The organism is Alteromonas sp. HB246098 (assembly GCF_054890645.1).
Map to the genome: position 1 here is coordinate 190397 of NZ_JBTZUG010000003.1, position 21310 is coordinate 211706.

Genomic DNA, 21310 nt, shown 5'->3' on the forward strand with positions numbered 1-21310 from the left:
TCCTTATTTTTATATTATTGCTCTGATGCTTTTAGCTTTTTGACAACTGCATTCACACCAATAAGCAAATCTTCACCTAATTGACGGCTGCGCTGTACCGACCAACCGTATATGTCGTCTGGTACATCAGCGTTGTCTTTAAATGGCATTTCTACCGTGTACGCCATACATTTGAACTTCTCGCCCACCGCGTTTGAAGCCACAGTTAAATTAGCCTTACCCGGCTCATCTTTATCGTAGCCAAACTCGTCTTGAAACTCAGGCGTAGCGTTCAATAGTGCATCTTTAAACGTATTTTCAAGCATTTTGATAGTGTCATTGTAGCTAGGGTTACCTTCACTTCCTGCAACAAAGTTGTACGGCAATGCCTCATCACCGTGCAAATCAAGATACATATCTACACCAATTTCGCTCATTGCGTTAAGTACGTAAAGTACTTCTGGGCTTTTTTCTTTCGATGGTGTTGCCCACTCGCGATTAAGATTGGTTCCTACAGCGTTGGTACGCAGGTGACCGCGCGCGCTTCCGTCTGGGTTCATATTTGGCACAATGTAAAACACAGCGTTATCAAGCAACTGTCGAGCCAAACCATCTTGCTCGTCGAGCAAACGGTAAATAATACCTTCTGCACACCACTCGGCCATGGTTTCACCAGGGTGTTGGCGTGCGGTGATCCAGACTTTTTTCTTTTCGGGTGTTTCTTCACCGATAACCAGCATAGACATATCACGGCCATCAAGGGTGAGGCCTAAGAATTTATGCTCGCACAGTAACGACATTTGCGCGTCGTGCACAAGATCGAGATGACGTTCGTAGCTGTACGGAATGAAATACGCAAAGTAAACGCTAGGCTGTTCTAACGTTAGTGAGAACGTAAGGTTATCGCCGTCAAATTCGCTAGGAATTCTAAACCAGGTTTGACGGTCGTAAGACGCTAAAACGTTATATCCCTTCCAACCCTCTGGATACGCTGATTTTGCCAAGTTACCAATCGTCATTGTGTGCGTAACAAAGGTTTCGCCCACTAAACGAAAATGGAACCACTGAGCAAATTCAGATTGGTTGTCGTTGGGAATGGTTAGACGGATATCGTCTGGTGATTGTGCGCTAACAACTTCAATGTTACCGCTGTCGAATTGACTGGAAATATGCATAGACTGTCGTTTTCCTCATTATTTGAGCGCTAATTTAGCATAGACGTAAACACAAATTCCACGCACACAGCGGGTTTTGTACTATCAAGAGTATACAAAATGTTTACACCATCAAAAAACCGACCACTTGGGTCGGTTTTTTATACAGTTGAAAGTTCGGCTTTTTAAAGGCTTACTTTTAATGCTTTCATTTTAAAGTGGCAATGTAGGGAAGCTTAGCCCCGCCATATCGCGAACCACGCGCAATACCTGGCAGCTATAGCCAAACTCATTGTCATACCATACGTAAAGTGTCAAACGGCTGTCTGCTGCGATAGTTGCCTGAGAGTCAACCACAGACGCAGCGCGAGAGCCCACTAGGTCTGTCGATACAATCTCTTTACTTGCCGTGTAGTCAATTTGGTGCTGAAGTTTTGAGAACAGCGCGGTATCGCGCAAGAATTCATTGACGGCAATGCGATCCACCGGCGTCTTAAGATTTAGGTTCAAAATCGCTAGCGATACGTTTGGCGTAGGTACACGAATAGCATTACCGGTAAGCTTACCTGCCAACTTCGGGTAGGCTTTTGCGACGGCTTTTGCTGCGCCTGTTTCGGTAATAACCATATTAAGTGGCGCGCTACGCCCGCGACGGTCGCCCTTGTGGTAGTTATCGATAAGGTTTTGATCGTTAGTGTAAGAGTGAACCGTTTCAACGTGACCGTTTTCAATACCGTACTCTTCGTCAAGCGCCTTAAGTACTGGCGTAATAGCGTTTGTCGTACAGCTAGCAGCAGAAACAATTGTGTCTTCTGGCGTCACCTCTTCATCGTTCACACCGTGTACAATATTCTTGATGTCGCCTTTACCTGGTGCGGTAAGAACTGCTTTCGCCGCGCCTTTCGCTTTAAGGTGAAGGCCAAGACCATCGCGGTCGCGCCAAATACCTGTGTTATCTACGATGATAGCGTTATCGATACCATATTGGGTGTAATCCACTTCATCAGGGCTATTGGCATAAATCACTTGAATATATGAACCGTTCGCTTTTAGCGCGTTACGTTCGTGATCAACTGTGATGCTGCCGTTGAACGGCCCATGCACTGAATCGCGGCGCAGTAAGCTTGCGCGCTTTTCTAGGTCGCCATCGCGTCCGCCACGAACCACAATGGCACGTAAGCGAAGCTTATTGTTTTTACCCTGACGCTCAATGAGCAAGCGAGCAAGTAAACGACCTATACGGCCAAAACCATATAGTACAACGTCCTGAGGTTTCTGATCGTCCTCTTTGTCGGCAACGTCGTTTAGTTTTTCGTTAAGGTAGGCCGTAAGGTCGTTGTTGTCGACCGCAGAACCGTAGTGAAAATCAAAAGCTAATTTACCAATATCAATTTGTGCCGGAGCAAGCTTCATGTTGCTCAGGGCTTCTAAAATTGGGTAGCTTTCGCGTAGGCGTAGTTTAATACCTTCGTGCAGACGCACTTTGCGGTGCGCTTTAATAACATCAATAGCACTGGCGTTCAGTAGCGAGCGTCCATAAACTGAAATTTCAACTGCCTTATTTCGGTATAACTTACCAATAAGGGGCAACATCATTTCTGCGTATTCCTGACGCTCTTGCCAGCTGCTTTGTAATTCCTGCTCAAACTGTTGATTCATGCTTCTGCCTTCATCGATATTAAATTAACGGTGTTGTCATTGTTGTATGCGCAGCCAATTTATTATTGGCCTAAACGCTTCTAACTAATCCTAATTACGCGTCAGCTTTTTATTATTTTTAGGGTACACTAGGTGAGTTTTCGCCTGACGGTGACGAGCAGTATCTTAAATAAACAAGCAAGGAAGACCAAATTGTTGATAAGTTTCAAAACCTCTATGAAAACTACTGTAACAGAGAGTTTATTTAGTAAGTTTCCAACAAAAGTAGGTATGGCCACACTTTGGCTATCAGTAACAAGCCTCACAGGCTGTGGCGACCTTTTCGAGCCTACTATCAGTGAAATTTGTGAATCTCATAGTGAGATTTGCACAGATTTGAGTTTAGATGCGCGCTGTCGCGCTGAGCGTGCCGAGATCATTCGCCTTCGTTATTACAATCAAGATTCAAAAGACGAGGCTTATAAGTACCCTCTCCTTTTAAACTTCGAGGAATACCTAGTATGCGTCGAAGAAGCACAACATATCGAACACGTTAAACGAAAAGGTAAAGAGGCTACGAGACTTAAAGGCGTTATTACTGCACAGCGTGAAATTAAACGCCTAAGCCGGGAAACGAAAGACTCCCTTGACCCTTATCTTTCTTATTACCATTGGACTCGCTATAACGACAAAAATGCTTTTCATCGCTTCGAGCGCTATGCGGCGAGCAACCGTGTCAGCGACCCTAAATTGTTAGTCGAACTCGCTTCTGTACAAATAAAAACTGACCAAGAACGCACCATCAGCACACTATATCGCGCGCTGAGTTTATACACGGATAGTGACGATATTGATGTCAGTATCTTTTACTCACTGGCTTCAATGGGAATGGATAAAGATAACTTTCGCCTTGCCTATGTTTGGTATGGAGTTGCTGAACATTATGATGACCGACTTAACGAGACACAGCGCATGCAGCTTGGCCAGAAATACGCGCTGCCTGTTGAGATATTAGATAATATCATCGATGAAATAGTCAGTAGCTTGAACAGCGCTACGTTTGATGCAACTTCGTTAAAACTCAACAAACTTTAGAATTTTGAAATTCAATTACACAATTTCATTAGTAAATAATTAAAGAAACCGCCGTTTATGGGCGGTTTTTTTTAACTACGTCTAAAGGCACTTGCCACAAGGTTAAATTTTAATCAGATGTTTACCTTTATTAGCGCTTATATAGAATAAAATGCGATTCAATTAAAGTATTTAGCCTTTGATTTTTATATCGTCTTCACCTTTAAACGTCATAGATAGCGAGTTAACGCAATAACGTTGGCCGGTTGGCGCAGGTCCATCTGGAAATACGTGGCCTAAATGTGAACCACACTGTTTACAAAAAATCTCGACCCGGCGCATACCGTGCGTTAAATCTTCTCTATAATCTACGTTGCCGTCATCAAGCTGTTTATAAAATGAAGGCCAGCCACAGCCGGCATCAAACTTAGTATCTGAAGGAAAAAGTGGCGCTTCACAGCACTTACAGACGTATAGGCCATCTCGCTGTTCATCTAGCAGCACACCGGTAAAAGGTCTCTCAGTGCCGGCTTCGCGACATACATAATACTCTTCTTCGCTGAGCTCAGTTTTCCAGTCTTTTTCATTCAGTGATGCGTTTGTGTTCTTACCTGTTGACATAAATTACCTCTTAAACAAAAAAGGTGTATTTGAATACAAATACACCTTTTCATAGTTTACGCTCAAAAATGAACGTTTGTCCCAGTATTTAGTTCATGCTATCTCTTGATAGCAGTTTGAGGTCGTGCTGGATCACTCCACTCAATATGATACTTCTTGCCTGAAGGCTTATCTACACGCTGATAAGTATGTGCACCAAAGTAATCCCGTTGACCTTGTAATAAGTTAGCTGGTAGCACTGCTGTGCGATATGAATCGTAGTAGCTAAGCGCCGACATCATTGCAGGGCACGGTACACCAGCCAGTGTCGCCTGAGCGATAGACTCACGCCAGTCAGCCTGATACTGCGTAATTTGCTCTGCAAAGAACGGGTCTAATAGCAAGTTAGCCAAGTCTTCATTCGTTTCGTAGGCTTGAGATATAGACTGCAGGAATACAGCGCGAATAATACAGCCTGCACGCCATATTTTAGCTATTTCACCAAACTCTAGCGTCCAACCGTGCTCTTTACCCGCCATTGCCATAAGCTGGAAACCCTGTGCATAGGCACAGATTTTGGAGCAATAAAGCGCTTGTTCCAGCTTATTGATGATAGACGCTTTTTGATCATCGCTAAACGTAGGCGTATCTGGGCCAGCAAGCACTTCGCTCGCCGCTACACGCTCTTCTTTCAAGCTCGAAATACTACGAGCAAATACTGCAGAAGTAATGGTCTGTGCAGGACTACCTACTTGTAATGCACTTACTGCAGTCCAAAGGCCCGTGCCTTTTTGGCCCGCTCTGTCTAAGATAACATCAACTAATGGCTGTTGCGTTTCAGGGTCCATTTGCTCAAGGACTTCAGCGCTGATTTCCATCAAGTAGCTGTTTAACTTTCCTTCGTTCCAATTACGAAACACTTCTGCAATATCAGCAGGCGACATTTTAAGGGCTTCGCGCATTACATGGTAAGTTTCGCAAATAAGTTGCATGTCGGCGTATTCAATACCGTTATGCACCATTTTTACGTAGTGCCCTGCCCCAACGGGACCGATATAAGTGGCGCATGGCTCGCCTTCTAACACAGGCTGGCCTGGCGTATGGCTTTCTAATGGTTTACCTGTTTCAGGGTCAACTTTTGCCGCAATGGCTTTAAGCACTGGCTCAATACGCGTCCACGCATAAGGGTTACCTGATGGCATTAAGGACGGTCCGAAACGCGCGCCCACTTCACCGCCAGACACAGCGGTAGAGAAGAAGATAAATTTACCTTTATACTGTTGTTCGCGGGCTACTGAGTCAGTCCACAAGCTATTGCCAGTATCAACCACGATATCGTCAGCGTGAATTCCCGCGTCAATAAGGTGATTACATACGTGGTCAACAGGGGCGCCAGCTGGCACAGAGATAATGATTAGATGCGGGGCTTTTAACTTGCTTAAAAGCTCGGTGTAAGAGCTGCAGCCTTCAACGCGAGGCTCAGTATTTTCGGCTCTTTCGCTTGCGTCTTTAGCCAGAATTGACTCAACTTTGTTTTGATCTAAATCGAAACACGCGACACGATAGCCATGGTCTACTAGGTTCATGGTTAGGTTACTACCCATCACCCCTAAACCGATAAAACCAATATCACACGCTTTGTCTTCGTGCGAATTACCACCTTTCTTTTGCATAGGAACACCCTCACATTTCAGATGGCTGCGCATGATACCACCAGAAAGAATAAAGAACAGCTTAAGCTAACAAATTAGTACGCGCTGGTGTAAATGTCACCAGCGGTAAACATTAACAGGTTTTTAAGGCCAGTTTGAACGAGAAATTTGTTTTTATTTAATACCGAATAACACACACATCACCACGCAGAACAAAATTCGTACAATTGTAAAGACACGGTAGCGTTTTCCTACAGTGCATGTGATTTGTCGGTGGCCGAGCGCTGCGTTTATCTATTTGGGTTTATCTCGCTGCCTGTATTTCGACTAGCGCTGAATAATCAGGTTCGTGCCCGTTAGCGAACGCCGTGAGTTTTGATAAAGCAAACGGCCTTTGGCAGACAATTAAAACCTGATATAGCGCGTTATCGTTTTAAGGCTTTCTGTTAGTTTAACTACAACTTTCATTCCGAAAATTGGGAAAAACTAAACAGCGTGAGAGATTTACTGGCTTGTAAAAACACCTTTTGAATACAAATAGAAGGTTGCTCTTCTAGTGAACTATAGCGCGTGTCTAAATGCATGGTCCACCCACCTTTTGGTAATACTGTTGGCAGGTGAAAACGCACGTCACTATCGCTAGCATTCACACACAAAAACCAGTGCTCGGGCTTTTGGTCGGGCTCTCTTTGGCTCATGACACAGCCCTTTATTTCAACACCAAACGCTTTGTTGTGATGTGCATTCCAATCTTCAGACGCTTTGTCTGAACCATCCGGTTTGTACCAATTAATCTCTTTAACGTTTCTTGATAGTGTAAAAGTGTCGTCATGAAGCTTTAATTCGCTAAGCAATGATGATGATTGACGCAAGCGCACTACATACTGGCAAAAGCTTAAAAAGTCCTGTTTACGCTTGTTTAGTTCCCAATTCATCCAGCTAATTGGGTTATCCTGGCAGTAGGCGTTATTGTTGCCATTTTGAGTACGACTTAACTCATCACCACCGAGTATATGGGGAGTCCCCTGAGAAAAAATCAGGGTAGCGAACAGATTACGCTTTTGTCGCTCTCGCATAGCAAGAATTCGCTCGTCATTCGTTTCCCCCTCTACGCCGTAGTTTGCAGAAAGGTTGTGCCCATGACCATCTCGATTTTCTTCTAAGTTATCGAGGTTGTGGCGCTCAGCGTAGGTCACCATATCATGTAGTGTGAAACCATCGTGATAAGTGACGTTATTAACTGACGTACTGATATGTCGCCGGCCTTTGTGGAAAATATCTCGTGAGCCCATTAACCGCGTAGCAAAGTCTGCTGTTACACCACCATCTCCCCGCCAAAACGCGCGAACTGTATCGCGGTATTTATCATTTACCTCTAACCATGGTGACGGGAAGTTGCCGACTTGGTAACCGTTTGGACCAATATCCCAAGGCTCAGCGAGCAGCACCTTATCTTTTAAAACAGGGTCGCTACTGATGGCTCTTAGTAACCCGGATTTCTTATTGTATTGCTGGGGCTCTCTTCCCAAACAAACTGCCAAATCGAAGCGAAAACCGTCTACACCAATAACGGACACCCAGTGACGCATGGCATCTAGAATAAGCCCCATCATAAATGGCTGCGCAGTATTTACTGTGTTACCACAGCCAGAGTGATTAGAGTAAACCAATTCACCGTTTTTCGTTTGTTCCAACAAATACGCTTGGTTTGGGCAAAACCCTTTATAGGATAAAATAGGGCCACCACCGCCCGCCTCTGCTGTGTGGTTAAACACCACATCAACTATTACCTCTAAGCCTGCACTGTGATAAGCGTCAATCATAGACTTAAGTTCAGCGAGGGCGTCTGACACGCCATAGCGTGGTTCAGGCGCAAAGAAGTTAACGGGGTTATACCCCCAATAGTTTGTTAAGCCCTTATCGGTGATAAAAGGCTCTGGCATAAACGAACACAAAGGCATAAATTGAACTGTTGTTACGCCTAATGCCTTAATGTGTTTAATGACGCTAGGGTGAGCTGCACCAATGAATTTACCACGGTGTGCTTTTGGCACTTCTGGGTGAAGCTTTGTTAGGCCTTTTACGTGTGCTTCATACACCACTCTCTTATGTTTAGGTATAACCGGCGGACGGGCATGATTAGTTGCATAGTCATTATGATCTATGACTATGCACTTAGGGATCATAAACTGAGAGTCGTGTTTGTACTGCCTCGCATCCCACTTAATTGCACGGCTGATTTTTTTGGCGTACGGATCAATAAGTAACTTGTCAGTGGGCACGGCATGTAAACCACCTTCTCCACGCTCTACACGGTACCCATAGTATTGGCCTGCACTTACACCACTAAAATGACCGTGCCAAACGTCTCCAGTCTTTTCTGGCAGTGGGTGTTCACTTATTGCCTCTTCAGTATCGCAATTGAAAAAGCACAATACGACCGCTTTAGCATCAGGAGCATAAACGGCAAAATTACATCCATCGTGAGTCAGTGTGGCGCCAAGTGGATGTGCATTACCCACCCCACTTTCAACAATTTGCACTATCTCTGAAATTTCTTTCACTGCGTTCTCAATCTACTTATACGCTAAGGCTATAACGCCTAAGACGGATTAACCTACATTAGCAACGTAAAAAACGGTGGCTAACGGCGGTAAAGTTATCTCTACCGAGTGGCCGCGGTTATGGAAAGGCGTGTTTTGCGTGGAAACTTCACGTACGACCTCATAGTTGCTCCCCCAGTAGGCACTATCATCGGTATTAAGTGCAAGCGATAACGTACATGCATCATCTACGCCTATTCTGAAGTTTTCACGTGGCACGGGCGTAAAATTAGACACCACATACACTTTTTGCTTTGCATCTTTTGACGTACGCACAAATGATACTACGCTTTGACCTGCATTACTGTGATCTAGCCATGCGAAACCACTAGGTTCGTGGTCTTGCTCGTATAGCGCTGGTGTTGATGTATAAAGGTTATTGAGCGCTTTATAAAGCGTTTGGACACCCTTGTGTTTATCATAATCGAGCAGGTGCCAGTCTAAGCTGCTGTCATGGTTCCACTCACGTGCCTGCGCAAGCTCATTGCCCATAAAGTTAAGTTTTTTACCGGGATGGCCATACATAAAACCGGCATAGCAACGCAGATTAGCGACTTGCTGCCATTCATCGCCTGGCATTTTGTGCAGCATACTGCCTTTACCATGCACAACTTCATCGTGTGAAATAGGCAGTACGAAGTTTTCATCAAACGCGTAGACCATGCTAAAGGTAATATCGCCATGGTGATAGTTTCGGTACGCAGGGTCTTTAGCGATGTAATGCAAAGAGTCATGCATCCACCCCATGTTCCACTTAAAGCCGAAGCCTAAACCACCTTCAAAAACAGGTCGAGAAACCTTCGGAAATGAGGTGGATTCTTCCGCAATGGTCATGGCGTCAGGGAAGTGTTTATACACTTCTTCATTCATCCATTTGAGTAAACTTATAGCTTCATAGTTTTCGTTGCCGCCGTCCACGTTCGGGATCCACTCACCGTCATTACGTGAATAATCGAGATAAAGCATGGAGGCCACAGCATCAACACGCAGTCCATCCACGTGGAATTTATCTAACCAAAACAGTGCATTTGCTACTAAAAACTGACGTACTGTATCTTTACCAAAATCATAAATGCATGAATTCCAATCTGGATGCCAGCCCTTCCTTGGATCTTCATACTCATAGACACATGAGCCATCAAATCTTGCTAGACCGTGACCATCTTCAGGGAAATGAGCGGGTACCCAATCGATAATTACGCCGATACCTGTTTGGTGAGCCTTATCAACAAAGTATTTAAATTCATCTGGGTTTCCGAATCTACTGGTTGGCGCGAACATGCCCACTGGCTGGTAACCCCATGAGCCATCAAACGGAAACTCTGAAATGGGCAGCAGTTCTATATGAGTGTAGCCCATATCACTTACATAGCTTATGAGATCATCAGACAGTGCTTTGTACGTTAGATAACGCGCATCCGTTTCAACGCCCGGGCGCTTCCAAGACCCTAGATGTACCTCGTAAATGCTCATCGGGCTGTTGTATTTATTGCCCTTGCGCTTTTCCATCCAAGCGCCATCATTCCACTTGTAGATGTTGTGGTCGTAAATTTTTGAGGCATGGGATGGGTATTGTTCTGCACTGAAACCTAGAGGGTCTGCTTTGTGCGGCAGGTCATGGCCGTGCGCATCTTTAAGCTGATACTTGTAGCGCTCTCCGTCGCTGAGTTCTGGAACGAACAGCACCCAGTATCCCATAGACGTTTTTTCCATAGGATGTAAACGACCATCCCATTGATTGAAATCGCCAATAAGTGAAACCGTACTTGCATTAGGGGCGAATACGCAGAACCTTACCCCTTTTACAGCTTCACCTTCTGATGAGGTCAATGTAATAATTTGCGCGCCAGCTTGTTCATATAAGTTCGCAGGCGTGCTGTCGATGTAATGTACTGCGTGATAAGCCTGGTCGGTAAATTGATATGGATCGATATAAGCGTTTTCGCCTTTAGCTAGAACGCGATAAATTTCGCCCTGATACTTTTCTGGCAGTGGTGTTTCGAACAAACCATTACTGGAAGTAACGGTTGTGTCCTTTAGCGCAGGATTGCCCCATTTAATCGTTATCTCACTTGCGTTTGGACGCCAAACACGAAGTAAAGAGCTTTGCTCTTTTGTCACTATACCTAAATGGGAAAACGGCTGAGAACATAATACCTGTTCGAACTGCTGCGCTAATTGCATTCGCTACTCCTAGTAAAAACCCGCATGACAGCGGGTTGAATTGAGAGCTTAAATGCGTTGACCACATTTAAGCTCTTTCAAGTACCGTCTTGGTACTTTATCTTACTCGTTAAAGTTGCCTAAGCAACTGCCTCTCGTCGATTCTTTGACAATGACAGTTAGTCTTGGCTTGCTTGTTTTCTAGCATGAGTAAGTTTAGACGCTAACTCATTTATATCATGTCTTTCAAACATCGACTCAATATTCTCAGTCAGCTTTCTACGCCAGTTTGGATACTCATCAAATGTACCAGGAATGTTCACTGGCTTATCCATTTCTAACCAGTCTTCTAGTTGAAGACTTAACAGCGCACTTGACCCCCCTGCCATATGAACCTGCATGCCGTTATTCAAATCGCGATTCATGCCGGTGTGATTCACATCGCGACCTACCTTGTCGCCAATGGAGCCGTGTCCATGCAGCGTATCAAGGATCGCTTGTTTATTTTCATGACGGTCTGCATAAAGCGTTTGAAGAATTTCTTCTGTCGGGTACAGCCCTATTTCTTTACCCAACTCTAAATCTAGACAGTGCCAGTAACCAATCAACGTCGGCATATCGTGAGTAGTCAAGGTTGACATCGACTGAACGGGATAATGGCTAGGCGAGAAGAAACCGCCGTCTTCTGCTTGCTCGAAGAAAAATACGCGGTAGGAGTACACGCCATTATCAGCGAGCTTGCCGCGAATTTCTTCGGGTACGGTGCCTAGGTCTTCACCAATAACCAAACTTTCATTGCGATGACTTTCTAACGCTAAAATACCTAGCAAATCGTCGACAGGATAATAAACATAACCACCGTCTTTCGCGTGGTCGCCCTTCACTACCCACCACAAACGGAGTAACGCCATAACGTGGTCGATACGCAACGAACCTGAAGACGCCATGTTAGACGCAAACAAGTCAATAATTGGCTGATAGGCTTGTTCGTAAAGCTTGCGAGGGTCCATTGGCGGCAACCCCCAGTTCTGGCCTAGTGGGCCCAAGATATCCGGTGGAGCACCTACACTTGCCCCCGTGCAGTACAAGTCTTTGTTACCCCAAATCTCGGCACTGCCTTCACTTACACCAACAGCAAGGTCGCGATAAAGACCAATAGTCATACCTGCATCGGTTGCTTTATTACTTGCTGCTTCAAGTTGCTGGGCAGCAATCCATTGAAGGAACAGGTAAAACTTAACTTCATGCTGATTAGCGGCCTTAAACTTAGCCACTGCTGGGTTATGATAGTCTTTGTATTCCTGTGGAAATACCGGCCACCCCCAACTTTCCTTACCATCAGCTTTTAGGTGTGACTGAAGAGCATCGTACACCGCTAACATATCTAAGCTTTCGCCACCGGCATCAACAAAAGCATTAAATGCCTTATTTTGTTTGGTGTTTTTACAAAGGTATTTAGCATCGTAAACATCAAACACCGCTTTAAGGGCTGCTAATTTCACATGGGCTACTGCTTCGTAGTCTACATGCTCAACATTACGGGCATGTTCTAGCGTAGCGCTAAACTCATCACTGCTAACTACCGTTTGCACCGATGCATCGTCGTAACCGTCAATTGCAGTTACATCGATATATAAATAGTTTAACCAGCGACGTGAGCTTGGCCCATAAGGAGAGCATGCGTTAGGATTAGCTGGGTAAAGCGCATGAATTGGGTTAAGCCCGATAAAATCTGCGCCAACGCCCGCGGCTTTTTCAATAAGCAGTGCAAGGTCTGAGAAATCACCAATGCCCCAGTTCTTTTCACTGCGAACACAGTAAAGCTGAACACTTAGGCCCCAGATTTTTTTGCCTTCTTTAATCTCTTTCGGTGTATAGCATGCCTCTGGTGCCACAATTAGGCGAGAACGTGCGAATTCATCATCATCTGCACTTAATGCTACGTCGTGATATCCAAGTGGTAAATCCAAAGGTAGGGTTACTACGTATTCATGAAATTCAACATCGTCAATGTGCGCCATTGTCGTCATTTCTTGATCAACAGGCGTAAATTGATGGGTCTGTACGTCACCATTTTCACACGTAATAGTAAGTGTATGGTCATCGTTAACCAACTCGATGGGTAAGCGAACAGCTATAATGATTTCTTGGGTGTTTCGTACAACTTGAACAGGATTTAAAGGCGACAACCATACCGATTTAATATCTTGTGTAATTTGTGACTGAATTTTTTCATCACTGCTGGTGTCATAGCCAAGCGTGTTTAGCAATTTCGCTTTGCTTGATTCTGCGATGGTTGCTGGTTTTCCCCATGCGTCGACGTATTGGGTTTCAATTCCCCGCATTTCAACCAGTTGTTGCAGAAGTTGTTGTGTCATGGTGTGTCATTCCTGTTATTCGGTGAAAGACGCATAGGCCAAAGGTGCAAAGTGCGTCTGCAAACAAATTTTTAACATTATTCTAGAAACAAAGGCTTCGCGATATGTGAATACGATTGCAATAGCACTTATTCGTAATTTTGCAACACTTTAGCTTTTTATTTTGCTAATTATGGCATTTTGATCCATACTTTACGTAATTTATTTTCATTTTATTTGAACAATCGGGGTACGTTATGACAATCCGCATCGGTATCAATGGTTTTGGCCGTATTGGTCGCCTAGTAATGCGTGCAGCAGCTGAGCGCAACGACATTGAAGTTGTAGCTATTAACGACTTGCTAGACACAGACTACATTGCTTATCTTTTGAAATACGACTCGACGCACGGTTTATTCGACGGTGAAGTTTCAGTTGATAACAACAGTCTAGTTGTAAACGGCAAAACTATCCGTATTACTTCTGAAAGAGATCCAGCTGCGCTTAAGTGGGATGAAGTAGATGTTGACGTAGTTGTTGAATCTACCGGTCTATTCCTAACTAAAGAAACTGCGGCAAAGCACATTGAAGCTGGCGCGAAGAAAGTGGTTATGTCTGCGCCTTCTAAAGACGACACGCCAATGTTCGTAATGGGCGTGAACCAAGAAAGCTACGCAGGTGAAACTATCGTTTCTAACGCGTCGTGTACTACTAACTGTCTTGCTCCACTGGCGAAAGTACTGAACGACAAGTTTGGTATCGTAGACGGTCTGATGACTACTGTTCACGCTACTACAGCAACGCAAAAAACCGTAGACGGTCCTTCAATGAAAGATTGGCGTGGTGGTCGTGGTGCGGGTCAAAACATTATCCCATCGTCAACGGGTGCTGCCAAAGCAGTGGGTAAAGTAATTCCTGAGCTTAACGGTAAACTAACAGGTATGGCTTTCCGCGTACCTACACCTAACGTTTCAGTTGTTGATCTTACGGTTAACCTAGCGAAGGCTGCTAGCTACGACGAAATCTGTGCTGCAATGAAAGAAGCCTCAGAAGGCGAGCTGAAAGGTATCATGGGTTACACTGAAGATGCAGTTGTATCAAACGATTTCTTAGGCGACGCACGCACTTCTGTATTCGACGCTACTGCAGGTATCGCGCTTACTGACACATTCGTTAAGCTTGTATCTTGGTACGATAACGAATGGGGTTACTCAAATAAGGTTCTAGACTTAGTAGCTCATATTTCTAAGTAATAAACAAAATATAGAATAAATAGTTAAACTATTTGTTCTAAAGTTGAGTTAATCTAAAGGTGCAAGCATTGTGTTTGCACCTTTTTTTGTTGTCTCAAAAATAAAGACGGTTTTTCAGCGACACACATTTTTCCGTCGCCTATTTGTAAGTTTAGTATTCAGTCCAAGGAGGACGTATGCCATCTGTGAATTCAGTTACCGTTAGCGAGTCTAATGGTCTTACCTTTTTAGACGTGGATAACGCTTTCGCCACAGCGCGCATAAGCTTATTTGGCGGCCATATTTTATCTTTTGTTCCAAAGAGCGATAACAAAGAGCGACTTTGGGTAAGTCCACACGCCTATCTAAACGGCGAGCGCCCAATACGCGGGGGCATTCCAGTGTGTTGGCCGTGGTTTAGTGATGACCATGGTCGCGAAAAAGGGGCCCTTCCCTCTCACGGCTTTTTAAGAACCCAGGTGTGGAAGCTGGTTAATTCAGAAGAATCAGCAAGCGGAACCACTATAACCCTCTCGCCAAGTTTTACCCGGGCTGAGGGATTTGAAAATGACTGCACTGTAACCATGGTTGTCGCTATCGGTGAAACTATGAAGGTATCTTTGGTTACTGAAAACACAGGGGTGGTAGCATTCGACTTTAACTGTGCTTTGCACACTTATTTTCATGTTGATGATATTCAGCAAGCAGTTATAAATGGCATTGAGGGCGAATATAAAGACAAGCTTGACGCTTGGGCGGTTAAGCCTACGCCATCGCCTTACACCATTACCGGAGAAACCGACCGAATTCATATTGCGCCCATTACAAACGCTGATATTGAAGTAGACGGCAGTACGTTTACCGAAGTTGTTTCACAGGGCAATGATTCACTTGTTGTGTGGAACCCATGGCAAGGTGCTGCGTCCATTTCAGACATGGACCCATTTGGCTATAAGCATATGCTTTGTGTGGAGACGTCATTAACCCAAGGCAAAACGTTAGCACCTGGTGAAAGTCACACTCTTAGCCAGACTATTGTTCCCAAGTAAACGTGTGGCTATATCGATGGTCTTTCGCTAAGAGTCGTGCTTTCTAGCACTATTTAATAGCGAAGTCTCTTATAAAAAAACCTGCACAATTGGCAGGTTTTTTTATAACGTAGAGCTTAGCGGCTTTTACTGCTTAGCACCTGCAACGGCTTCTTTAGCCAACTGGGTAATGCGCGCCCAATCACCTGACTCAATTGCATCATCTGGCGCTAACCACGAACCACCCACGCACTTAACATTCTTAAGTGCCAAGTAATCGTTGTAGTTATTTGGACCAATGCCGCCTGTTGGGCAGAAGGTTACATCAGGGAAAGGACCGCTGATAGATTTGATAGCCTTAACGCCACCTGACGCTTCTGCAGGGAAGAATTTCATATGGGTGTAACCCGCATCTTTACCCTTCATTAAGTCAGACGTTGAAGAAATACCTGGGATAAGTGGAATATCAGCATCCATACCCGCTTTAAGCAAGTCAGCCGTCATGCCTGGGCTAATAGCAAACTTAGCGCCGGCTTCAACAACCGCCTTTAGCTGTTGTGCGTTGGTTACCGTACCCGCTCCGATTAAAGAATCTGGCACTTCTTCAGCAATTCGCTTAATTACGTCAATTGCTGCAGGTGTACGTAAAGTTACTTCTAAAACTTTAATTCCACCTTCCATTAGCGCTTTTGCCAGAGGTACCGCTTTTTCTACGTCGTTGATAACCAATACAGGTACAACTGGGCCGGCCGCAAAAATTTCCTCTGGTGAAGTTTTCCATTTTGATGTCATAATTTAGCTCGCTGTATTTTGATTCAGATATGCAGCCGCACCTAATAAACCGTGATCAGGCTCTGCAATAAGATAGGTGGGAATGTCTTTTACGTAATGCTTCATTTGCCCTTTAGCTTCAAAACGCGCTCTGAAATCGCTATTTTGAATAAACTCAGGGAAACGATTTGCAATACCTCCACCAATAAAGATGCCGCCAGTAGTCGCCATATTCAGCGCTATATTACCCGCGAAGCTTCCCATGATTCGACAAAACTGAGTCAGTGTTGCTTCAGCTAACTCACACGTTCCGTTTAATGCTGCTTCTGTAATTTGCGCTGGCTCAGTAAAAGCTACAGGGGCAGACGCATCGTTAGCTAACGCAGTGTAGATATTGTGCAAGCCACGTCCAGACATCACTTCTTCAGCAGAAGCCCGCCCCAACGTTGATTGCAAATGACGCCAAACCACAACATCGGTTTCATCAACGGGAGCGAAGTCAACATGACCACCCTCACCGTCTAATGTTTGCCAACCCGTTGAAGTCATAGTGATATGCTCAACGCCAAGGCCCGTACCCGGGCCAAAAACAGCAATATTGCCGTTCTCTTTTGGTGTGCCCTCACCAATTTGAACAACTTGGTCTTCACTTAGCACAGGTAATGAGTGTGCTACTGCAGTGAAGTCGTTAATAACAAACAGCGCGTCTAGCTTAAGCTGCGAACGCAAAGCGTTTTGAGAAAAAGCCCAGCTGTGGTTAGTCATTACAACTTGGTCACCTAGCACTGGGCAGGCAATTGCAATACAACCTTGGGTAAAGTTGTGCTCTGGCATATCAGTAAAATACTGTGTAATAGCCAAATCAATGCTAGCAAAGTCATTACACATGTATTTTTTGATGTCAGTGACGCCCGACTCGGTTACTCTCGCAACGCGAATATTGGTGCCGCCGACATCAGCCACAAACTTTTGGCTCATTATGCTTGCTCCTGCGTGTAAAACAGTGAACACGCCCCTTCTTCTGCACCAGTAAGGATGGCACGTATACCTGCAAACATTTCACGTCCCATACCAACATGATGCTTCGCCAAGCTTGCTGGCGCTGCTTCTCGAGCGGCAAGTGTTTCGTCATCAACGTGCAGAGTTAAAGCACCGGTTTCGGTGTTGAGCTCAATAATGTCGCCTTCTTGTACCTTAGCAAGTAGACCACCTTTATAAGCTTCTGGAGTCACATGGATAGCAGCAGGTACCTTACCTGATGCACCCGACATACGACCGTCAGTAACAAGTGCTACTTTGAATCCACGGTCCTGAATTACTCCAAGCGGTGGCGTCAAGCGGTGAAGCTCTGGCATACCTATGGCCGATGGGCCTTGGAAGCGAACAACCACGATGCAGTCTTTATCTAGCTTGCCAGATTTAAACGCGTCATCTAGTTCGAACTGATCTTCAAACACTACCGCTGGCGCTTTAATCGTGCAATGCGGAGTACGAAGCGCAGACGTTTTGATTACGCCGCGGCCTAAGTTACCGTCAAGCACGCTCAAACCACCATCAGGCTTAAATGGTTCATCAACGGTCGCGAGTACCTCTTTATCCAGAGATTCTGTTGGGCCGTCGCGCCACTCTAGCTCGCCGTCTTTTAGCACAGGCTCTTTGGTGTATAGGTCTAGACCATCACCAACGATAGTTTTCACATCGTTGTGTAGTAGTCCTGCGTCAAGCAGTTGCTTGATAAGCAACGACATACCGCCAGCGGCAACAAAGTGGTTAATGTCTGCTGAACCGTTAGGATAAATACGGGTAAGTAGTGGAACCGCATTTGAAATATCTGAGAAATCATCCCAGTTAACAATGTAACCAGCAGCGCGCGCAACAGCGATAAGGTGCATGGTGTGGTTAGTAGAACCACCCGTTGCAAGTAAACCTACAAGACCGTTCACAATAGCCTTAGCATCTACAATGTGGCCAATTGGCGTGTAATTGTCGCCAAGGTCAGTTAGGCGAGTTGCTTGAACTGCAGCGGCTTTTGTTAGCGCGTCACGCAGTGGCGTACCAGGGTTAACAAACGAAGAACCTGGTAAGTGTAAGCCCATCATCTCAACCACAAGCTGGTTTGAGTTGGCTGTACCGTAGAAAGTACAAGTACCAGCAGAATGATAAGACTGAGACTCAGCTTCAAGCAGCGCGTCGCGACCAACTTTGCCTTCAGCAAATTCCTGACGAACGCGGGCTTTTTCTTTATTTGGCAAGCCTGATGGCATAGGACCGGCTGGAACAAACACCGTTGGCAAGTGACCAAACGTAAGTGCGCCCATTAGCAGTCCAGGTACAATCTTATCGCAAATGCCTAGCATCAGGGTGCTATCAAACATGTTGTGTGAAAGCGCGATAGCTGCGCCCTGAGCGATATTGTCACGGCTCATAAGACTTAAGTCCATACCAGACTGGCCCTGCGTCACACCATCACACATTGCAGGTACACCACCGGCAAACTGCGCTACACTGCCCACTTCTTTTACCGCTTCGCGGATAAGCGCAGGGTAAGTTTCATAAGGCTGGTGAGCAGAAAGCATGTCGTTGTACGCAGACACAATAGCCACGTTGGCTTTGGTCATGGAACGAAGATCAGCCTTTTCACTTGTACCACATGCAGCAAAGCCGTGTGCCAAGTTTCCGCACGATAGTACACCGCGGTGTGGACCTTGACGGCGTGCTTCCTCAATCTTTTCTAAATACGCTTTACGCGTTTCTTTACTACGCTCGATAATTCGTTGCGTAACTTCAGCAATTTTTGGATTCATATTGTCTCCTATGGCGCCCACATCAGAGTCACCGGTGCTCTATTTACAACGGCAGTGATGGGCTTTTGCGCTTCGGTAGCATTTTCAATAGCGTCTAAAAGCACTTGCTTTTTCTTTTCACCCGTTAAGTGTAAAAAGATGTTTCGGCTATTGAGTAACGCAGGTAGCGTTAATGAAATACGTTGATGAGGTGCTGTTGTAGGTTGAACAGCAATGCAGGTCCTGCCGCTGCTCATATCTAAGCCGTCAAGTACTTGCTCAGAACAAGGGAAAAGCGATGCAGTGTGCCCGTCTTCCCCCATACCAAGAATTAATGCGTCAAAAGGCTGTGGCATGCTTGCCAAATTAGACTCGGCTGCATTTACGCCTTTGTTTGCATCGTCAACATCGCTTTTCAGTTCGATAAAACGAGCTGCTGCGGCTTTATTTTGAATTAGATTATTTTTAACTAGGCTAGTGTTGCTCGCCTCATGGCTCTCTTCTACCCAGCGCTCGTCAGCAAGGGTAATATCAACCTTATCCCACTCAAGGTCGGTCTCGCTTAACTGCTTGAAAAGCGCTAAAGGAGTACGTCCACCGCTAACTACAAGAGATGCACGGCCACGAGTTTTAATACCTGTTTTAAGAATGCTTACTAAATCTTGTGCAAATGCATCGGTAAGCGCGTCAGGTGTTTCAAATGATAGAGTTGTTAACGCCATATTACTTTTTCTTTCCTGTTTTGCTTTCGTACCAACTGCGATTCTCGCGGGCTAGAAGACCGATAGAGTCTACCGGACCCCACGTACCTGCTTGATACGGCTCAGGTGGCTCACTTGATTGCTTCCACGCTTCAAGAATTGAATCTACCCATGTCCAAGCTTGTTCAATTTCGTCTCGGCGAACAAATAGCGCCTGGTTTCCAAGCATCACTTCAAGCAGCAATTTTTCGTAAGCGTCAGGAATACGCTCGTCAGCAAACGCTTCCGAGAAGCTTAGGTTAAGCTTAGATTTTTGTAGGTCCATCGAGCCGGAGCTAGTTAAGCCTGGAACTTTATTCATTACCGTGATTTCTACGCCTTCATCAGGCTGTAGACGTATAACGAGTTTGTTAGGCGGAAGGTTTTTGAAGCTATCGCCAAATAAGTTGTGCGGCTGGCGCTTGAAGTAAATAACAACTTCACTCACTTTAGTTGGCATGCGCTTACCTGTGCGCAGGTAGAATGGCACGCCGGCCCAACGCCAGTTATCAATTTCCGCTTTAATCGCAATAAAGGTCTCAGTTTTACTCTGCGTATTCGCCCCTTCTTCTTCAAGGTACCCAGGTACTTCTTCGCCTTTAACAAAACCAGACGTGTACTGACCGCGTACCGTGCTTTCGTTAATATTAAACGAGTTGATAGGGCGAAGCGCTTTAAGCACTTTAAGCTTTTCATCACGAATGCTATCAGCATCCAGGGTTGTTGGCGGTTCCATCGCGACCAAGCTTAAAATTTGTAACAGGTGGTTTTGCACCATGTCACGCATTTGTCCCGCATCGTCGAAATAACCCCAACGCCCTTCAATACCTACTGATTCAGCCACTGAAATTTGAACGTGGTCAATGCAGTTGTGATCCCAGTTTGTAGCAAAAATAGAGTTGGCAAAACGAAGCGACACTAAGTTAAGAACGGTTTCTTTACCTAGGTAATGGTCAATACGGTATATTTGTTTTTCGTCGAAGTATTCAGCAACTTGCTCATTAATAACTTTTGACGATTCCAAATCGTGACCGATAGGCTTTTCAAGCACTACGCGAACGCTTGAGTCTATAATTTTGCAGCTATGCAGGCCGCGACAAATGTCGCCATAAATAGCAGGCGGTGTAGCTAAGTAACACACCATTGTGCGAGTTGGGTCAACATGGTCGTCTAATACGCAATAGCTTTCGACATCTTTCATGTCTACGCATGCGTAATGCAAACGCGCTTTCATTTTTTCCCATGTAGCTTCACATAAGTCCTTTTCACCAAACTTTATAAGATTAGCGTGAACTTCTTCTATGTAAGCGTCTAGTTCCATTTCCTGACGCGCCACACCAACAATTGTGGTTTCAGGGTGCATCAAGTTGGCTTTTTCTAGCTGATATAAAGAAGGCAATAACTTGCGTCGTGAAAGATCTCCCAGCGTACCAAAAAGTACAAAATCACAGGGCTCGTAGGAATTATCCAATACCATATTCGTCGACCTTTTAAATGTATGTGTGCGCGGCGTATTGTACAGTTATTTACAACACT

General features: G+C 45.1%; 15 protein-coding genes. 3 read left to right on the plus strand and 12 right to left on the minus strand.

Translation table 11 applies throughout. From position 1 onward, the window contains the following. Positions 1 to 14 precede the first annotated feature (14 nt). Both ACYTPF_RS08810 and ACYTPF_RS08815 read right to left on the minus strand, forming a co-directional pair. Complete coding sequence (locus ACYTPF_RS08810; protein WP_136782846.1) at positions 15 to 1154, minus strand: M14 family metallopeptidase; 1140 nt, start codon at positions 1152 to 1154, stop codon at positions 15 to 17. A gap of 192 nt (positions 1155 to 1346) precedes the next feature. After that, positions 1347 to 2792 carry a glyceraldehyde-3-phosphate dehydrogenase gene (locus tag ACYTPF_RS08815; RefSeq protein ID WP_269918089.1) on the minus strand — a complete coding sequence of 482 codons (1446 nt, stop codon included), beginning with the start codon at positions 2790 to 2792 and terminating at the stop codon, positions 1347 to 1349. 192 nt (positions 2793 to 2984) lie between these two features. Here ACYTPF_RS08815 and ACYTPF_RS08820 point away from each other — a divergent pair, with 192 nt between their 5' ends. Next, a complete protein-coding gene (locus ACYTPF_RS08820; RefSeq protein WP_461851947.1) occupies positions 2985 to 3866 on the plus strand; it encodes a DUF2989 domain-containing protein in 882 nt (293 codons plus the stop codon). Between the two features lie 171 nt (positions 3867 to 4037). Here ACYTPF_RS08820 and msrB read toward each other — a convergent pair whose 3' ends face one another. The 5 genes from msrB to malQ form a co-directional block, all read right to left on the minus strand. After that, the gene (gene msrB, locus ACYTPF_RS08825; RefSeq protein WP_269918091.1) at positions 4038 to 4466 is read right to left on the minus strand and encodes a peptide-methionine (R)-S-oxide reductase MsrB; all 429 of its coding nucleotides are present in this window, start codon (positions 4464 to 4466) and stop codon (positions 4038 to 4040) included. 98 nt (positions 4467 to 4564) lie between these two features. Beyond that, the gene (gndA, locus tag ACYTPF_RS08830) at positions 4565 to 6118 is read right to left on the minus strand and encodes an NADP-dependent phosphogluconate dehydrogenase (RefSeq protein ID WP_461851948.1); all 1554 of its coding nucleotides are present in this window, start codon (positions 6116 to 6118) and stop codon (positions 4565 to 4567) included. Between the two features lie 443 nt (positions 6119 to 6561). After that, entirely contained in the window at positions 6562 to 8661 is a 2100-nt protein-coding gene (gene glgX, locus ACYTPF_RS08835) for a glycogen debranching protein GlgX (RefSeq protein WP_461851949.1), read from the minus strand. 48 nt (positions 8662 to 8709) lie between these two features. Further along, positions 8710 to 10884, minus strand: a complete 2175-nt coding sequence (gene glgB, locus ACYTPF_RS08840) for a 1,4-alpha-glucan branching protein GlgB (RefSeq protein WP_461851950.1) — start codon at positions 10882 to 10884, stop codon at positions 8710 to 8712. Between the two features lie 158 nt (positions 10885 to 11042). Continuing rightward, the gene (gene malQ, locus ACYTPF_RS08845; RefSeq protein WP_461851951.1) at positions 11043 to 13241 is read right to left on the minus strand and encodes a 4-alpha-glucanotransferase; all 2199 of its coding nucleotides are present in this window, start codon (positions 13239 to 13241) and stop codon (positions 11043 to 11045) included. Between the two features lie 236 nt (positions 13242 to 13477). Here malQ and gap point away from each other — a divergent pair, with 236 nt between their 5' ends. Further along, positions 13478 to 14473: a type I glyceraldehyde-3-phosphate dehydrogenase gene (gap, locus tag ACYTPF_RS08850; RefSeq protein WP_118494003.1), complete on the plus strand. Its 996-nt coding sequence runs from the start codon at positions 13478 to 13480 to the stop codon at positions 14471 to 14473. Positions 14474 to 14649: 176 nt separating this feature from the next. Beyond that, a complete protein-coding gene (locus ACYTPF_RS08855; protein WP_461851952.1) occupies positions 14650 to 15501 on the plus strand; it encodes a D-hexose-6-phosphate mutarotase in 852 nt (283 codons plus the stop codon). Between the two features lie 126 nt (positions 15502 to 15627). Here ACYTPF_RS08855 and ACYTPF_RS08860 read toward each other — a convergent pair whose 3' ends face one another. Genes ACYTPF_RS08860 through zwf form a run of 5 tightly spaced genes read right to left on the minus strand, consistent with a single transcriptional unit; the run spans position 15628 to position 21251 of the window. Further along, positions 15628 to 16272 (minus strand): bifunctional 4-hydroxy-2-oxoglutarate aldolase/2-dehydro-3-deoxy-phosphogluconate aldolase, encoded by a 645-nt coding sequence (locus ACYTPF_RS08860; RefSeq protein ID WP_179983754.1) that lies wholly within the window; start codon positions 16270 to 16272, stop codon positions 15628 to 15630. A gap of 3 nt (positions 16273 to 16275) precedes the next feature. After that, a complete protein-coding gene (locus tag ACYTPF_RS08865) occupies positions 16276 to 17229 on the minus strand; it encodes a glucokinase (RefSeq protein WP_269918098.1) in 954 nt (317 codons plus the stop codon). Then, positions 17229 to 19055: a phosphogluconate dehydratase gene (edd, locus tag ACYTPF_RS08870; RefSeq protein WP_461851953.1), complete on the minus strand. Its 1827-nt coding sequence runs from the start codon at positions 19053 to 19055 to the stop codon at positions 17229 to 17231. Before edd ends, ACYTPF_RS08865 begins: the two co-directional genes overlap by 1 nt. An 8-nt stretch (positions 19056 to 19063) precedes the next feature. Further along, on the minus strand, positions 19064 to 19756 hold the full coding sequence (gene pgl / locus ACYTPF_RS08875; RefSeq protein WP_461851954.1) for a 6-phosphogluconolactonase: 693 nt from the start codon (positions 19754 to 19756) through the stop codon (positions 19064 to 19066). A gap of 1 nt (position 19757) precedes the next feature. After that, positions 19758 to 21251: a glucose-6-phosphate dehydrogenase gene (gene zwf, locus ACYTPF_RS08880; RefSeq protein ID WP_118493985.1), complete on the minus strand. Its 1494-nt coding sequence runs from the start codon at positions 21249 to 21251 to the stop codon at positions 19758 to 19760. Between the last annotated feature and the right edge of the window lie 59 nt (positions 21252 to 21310).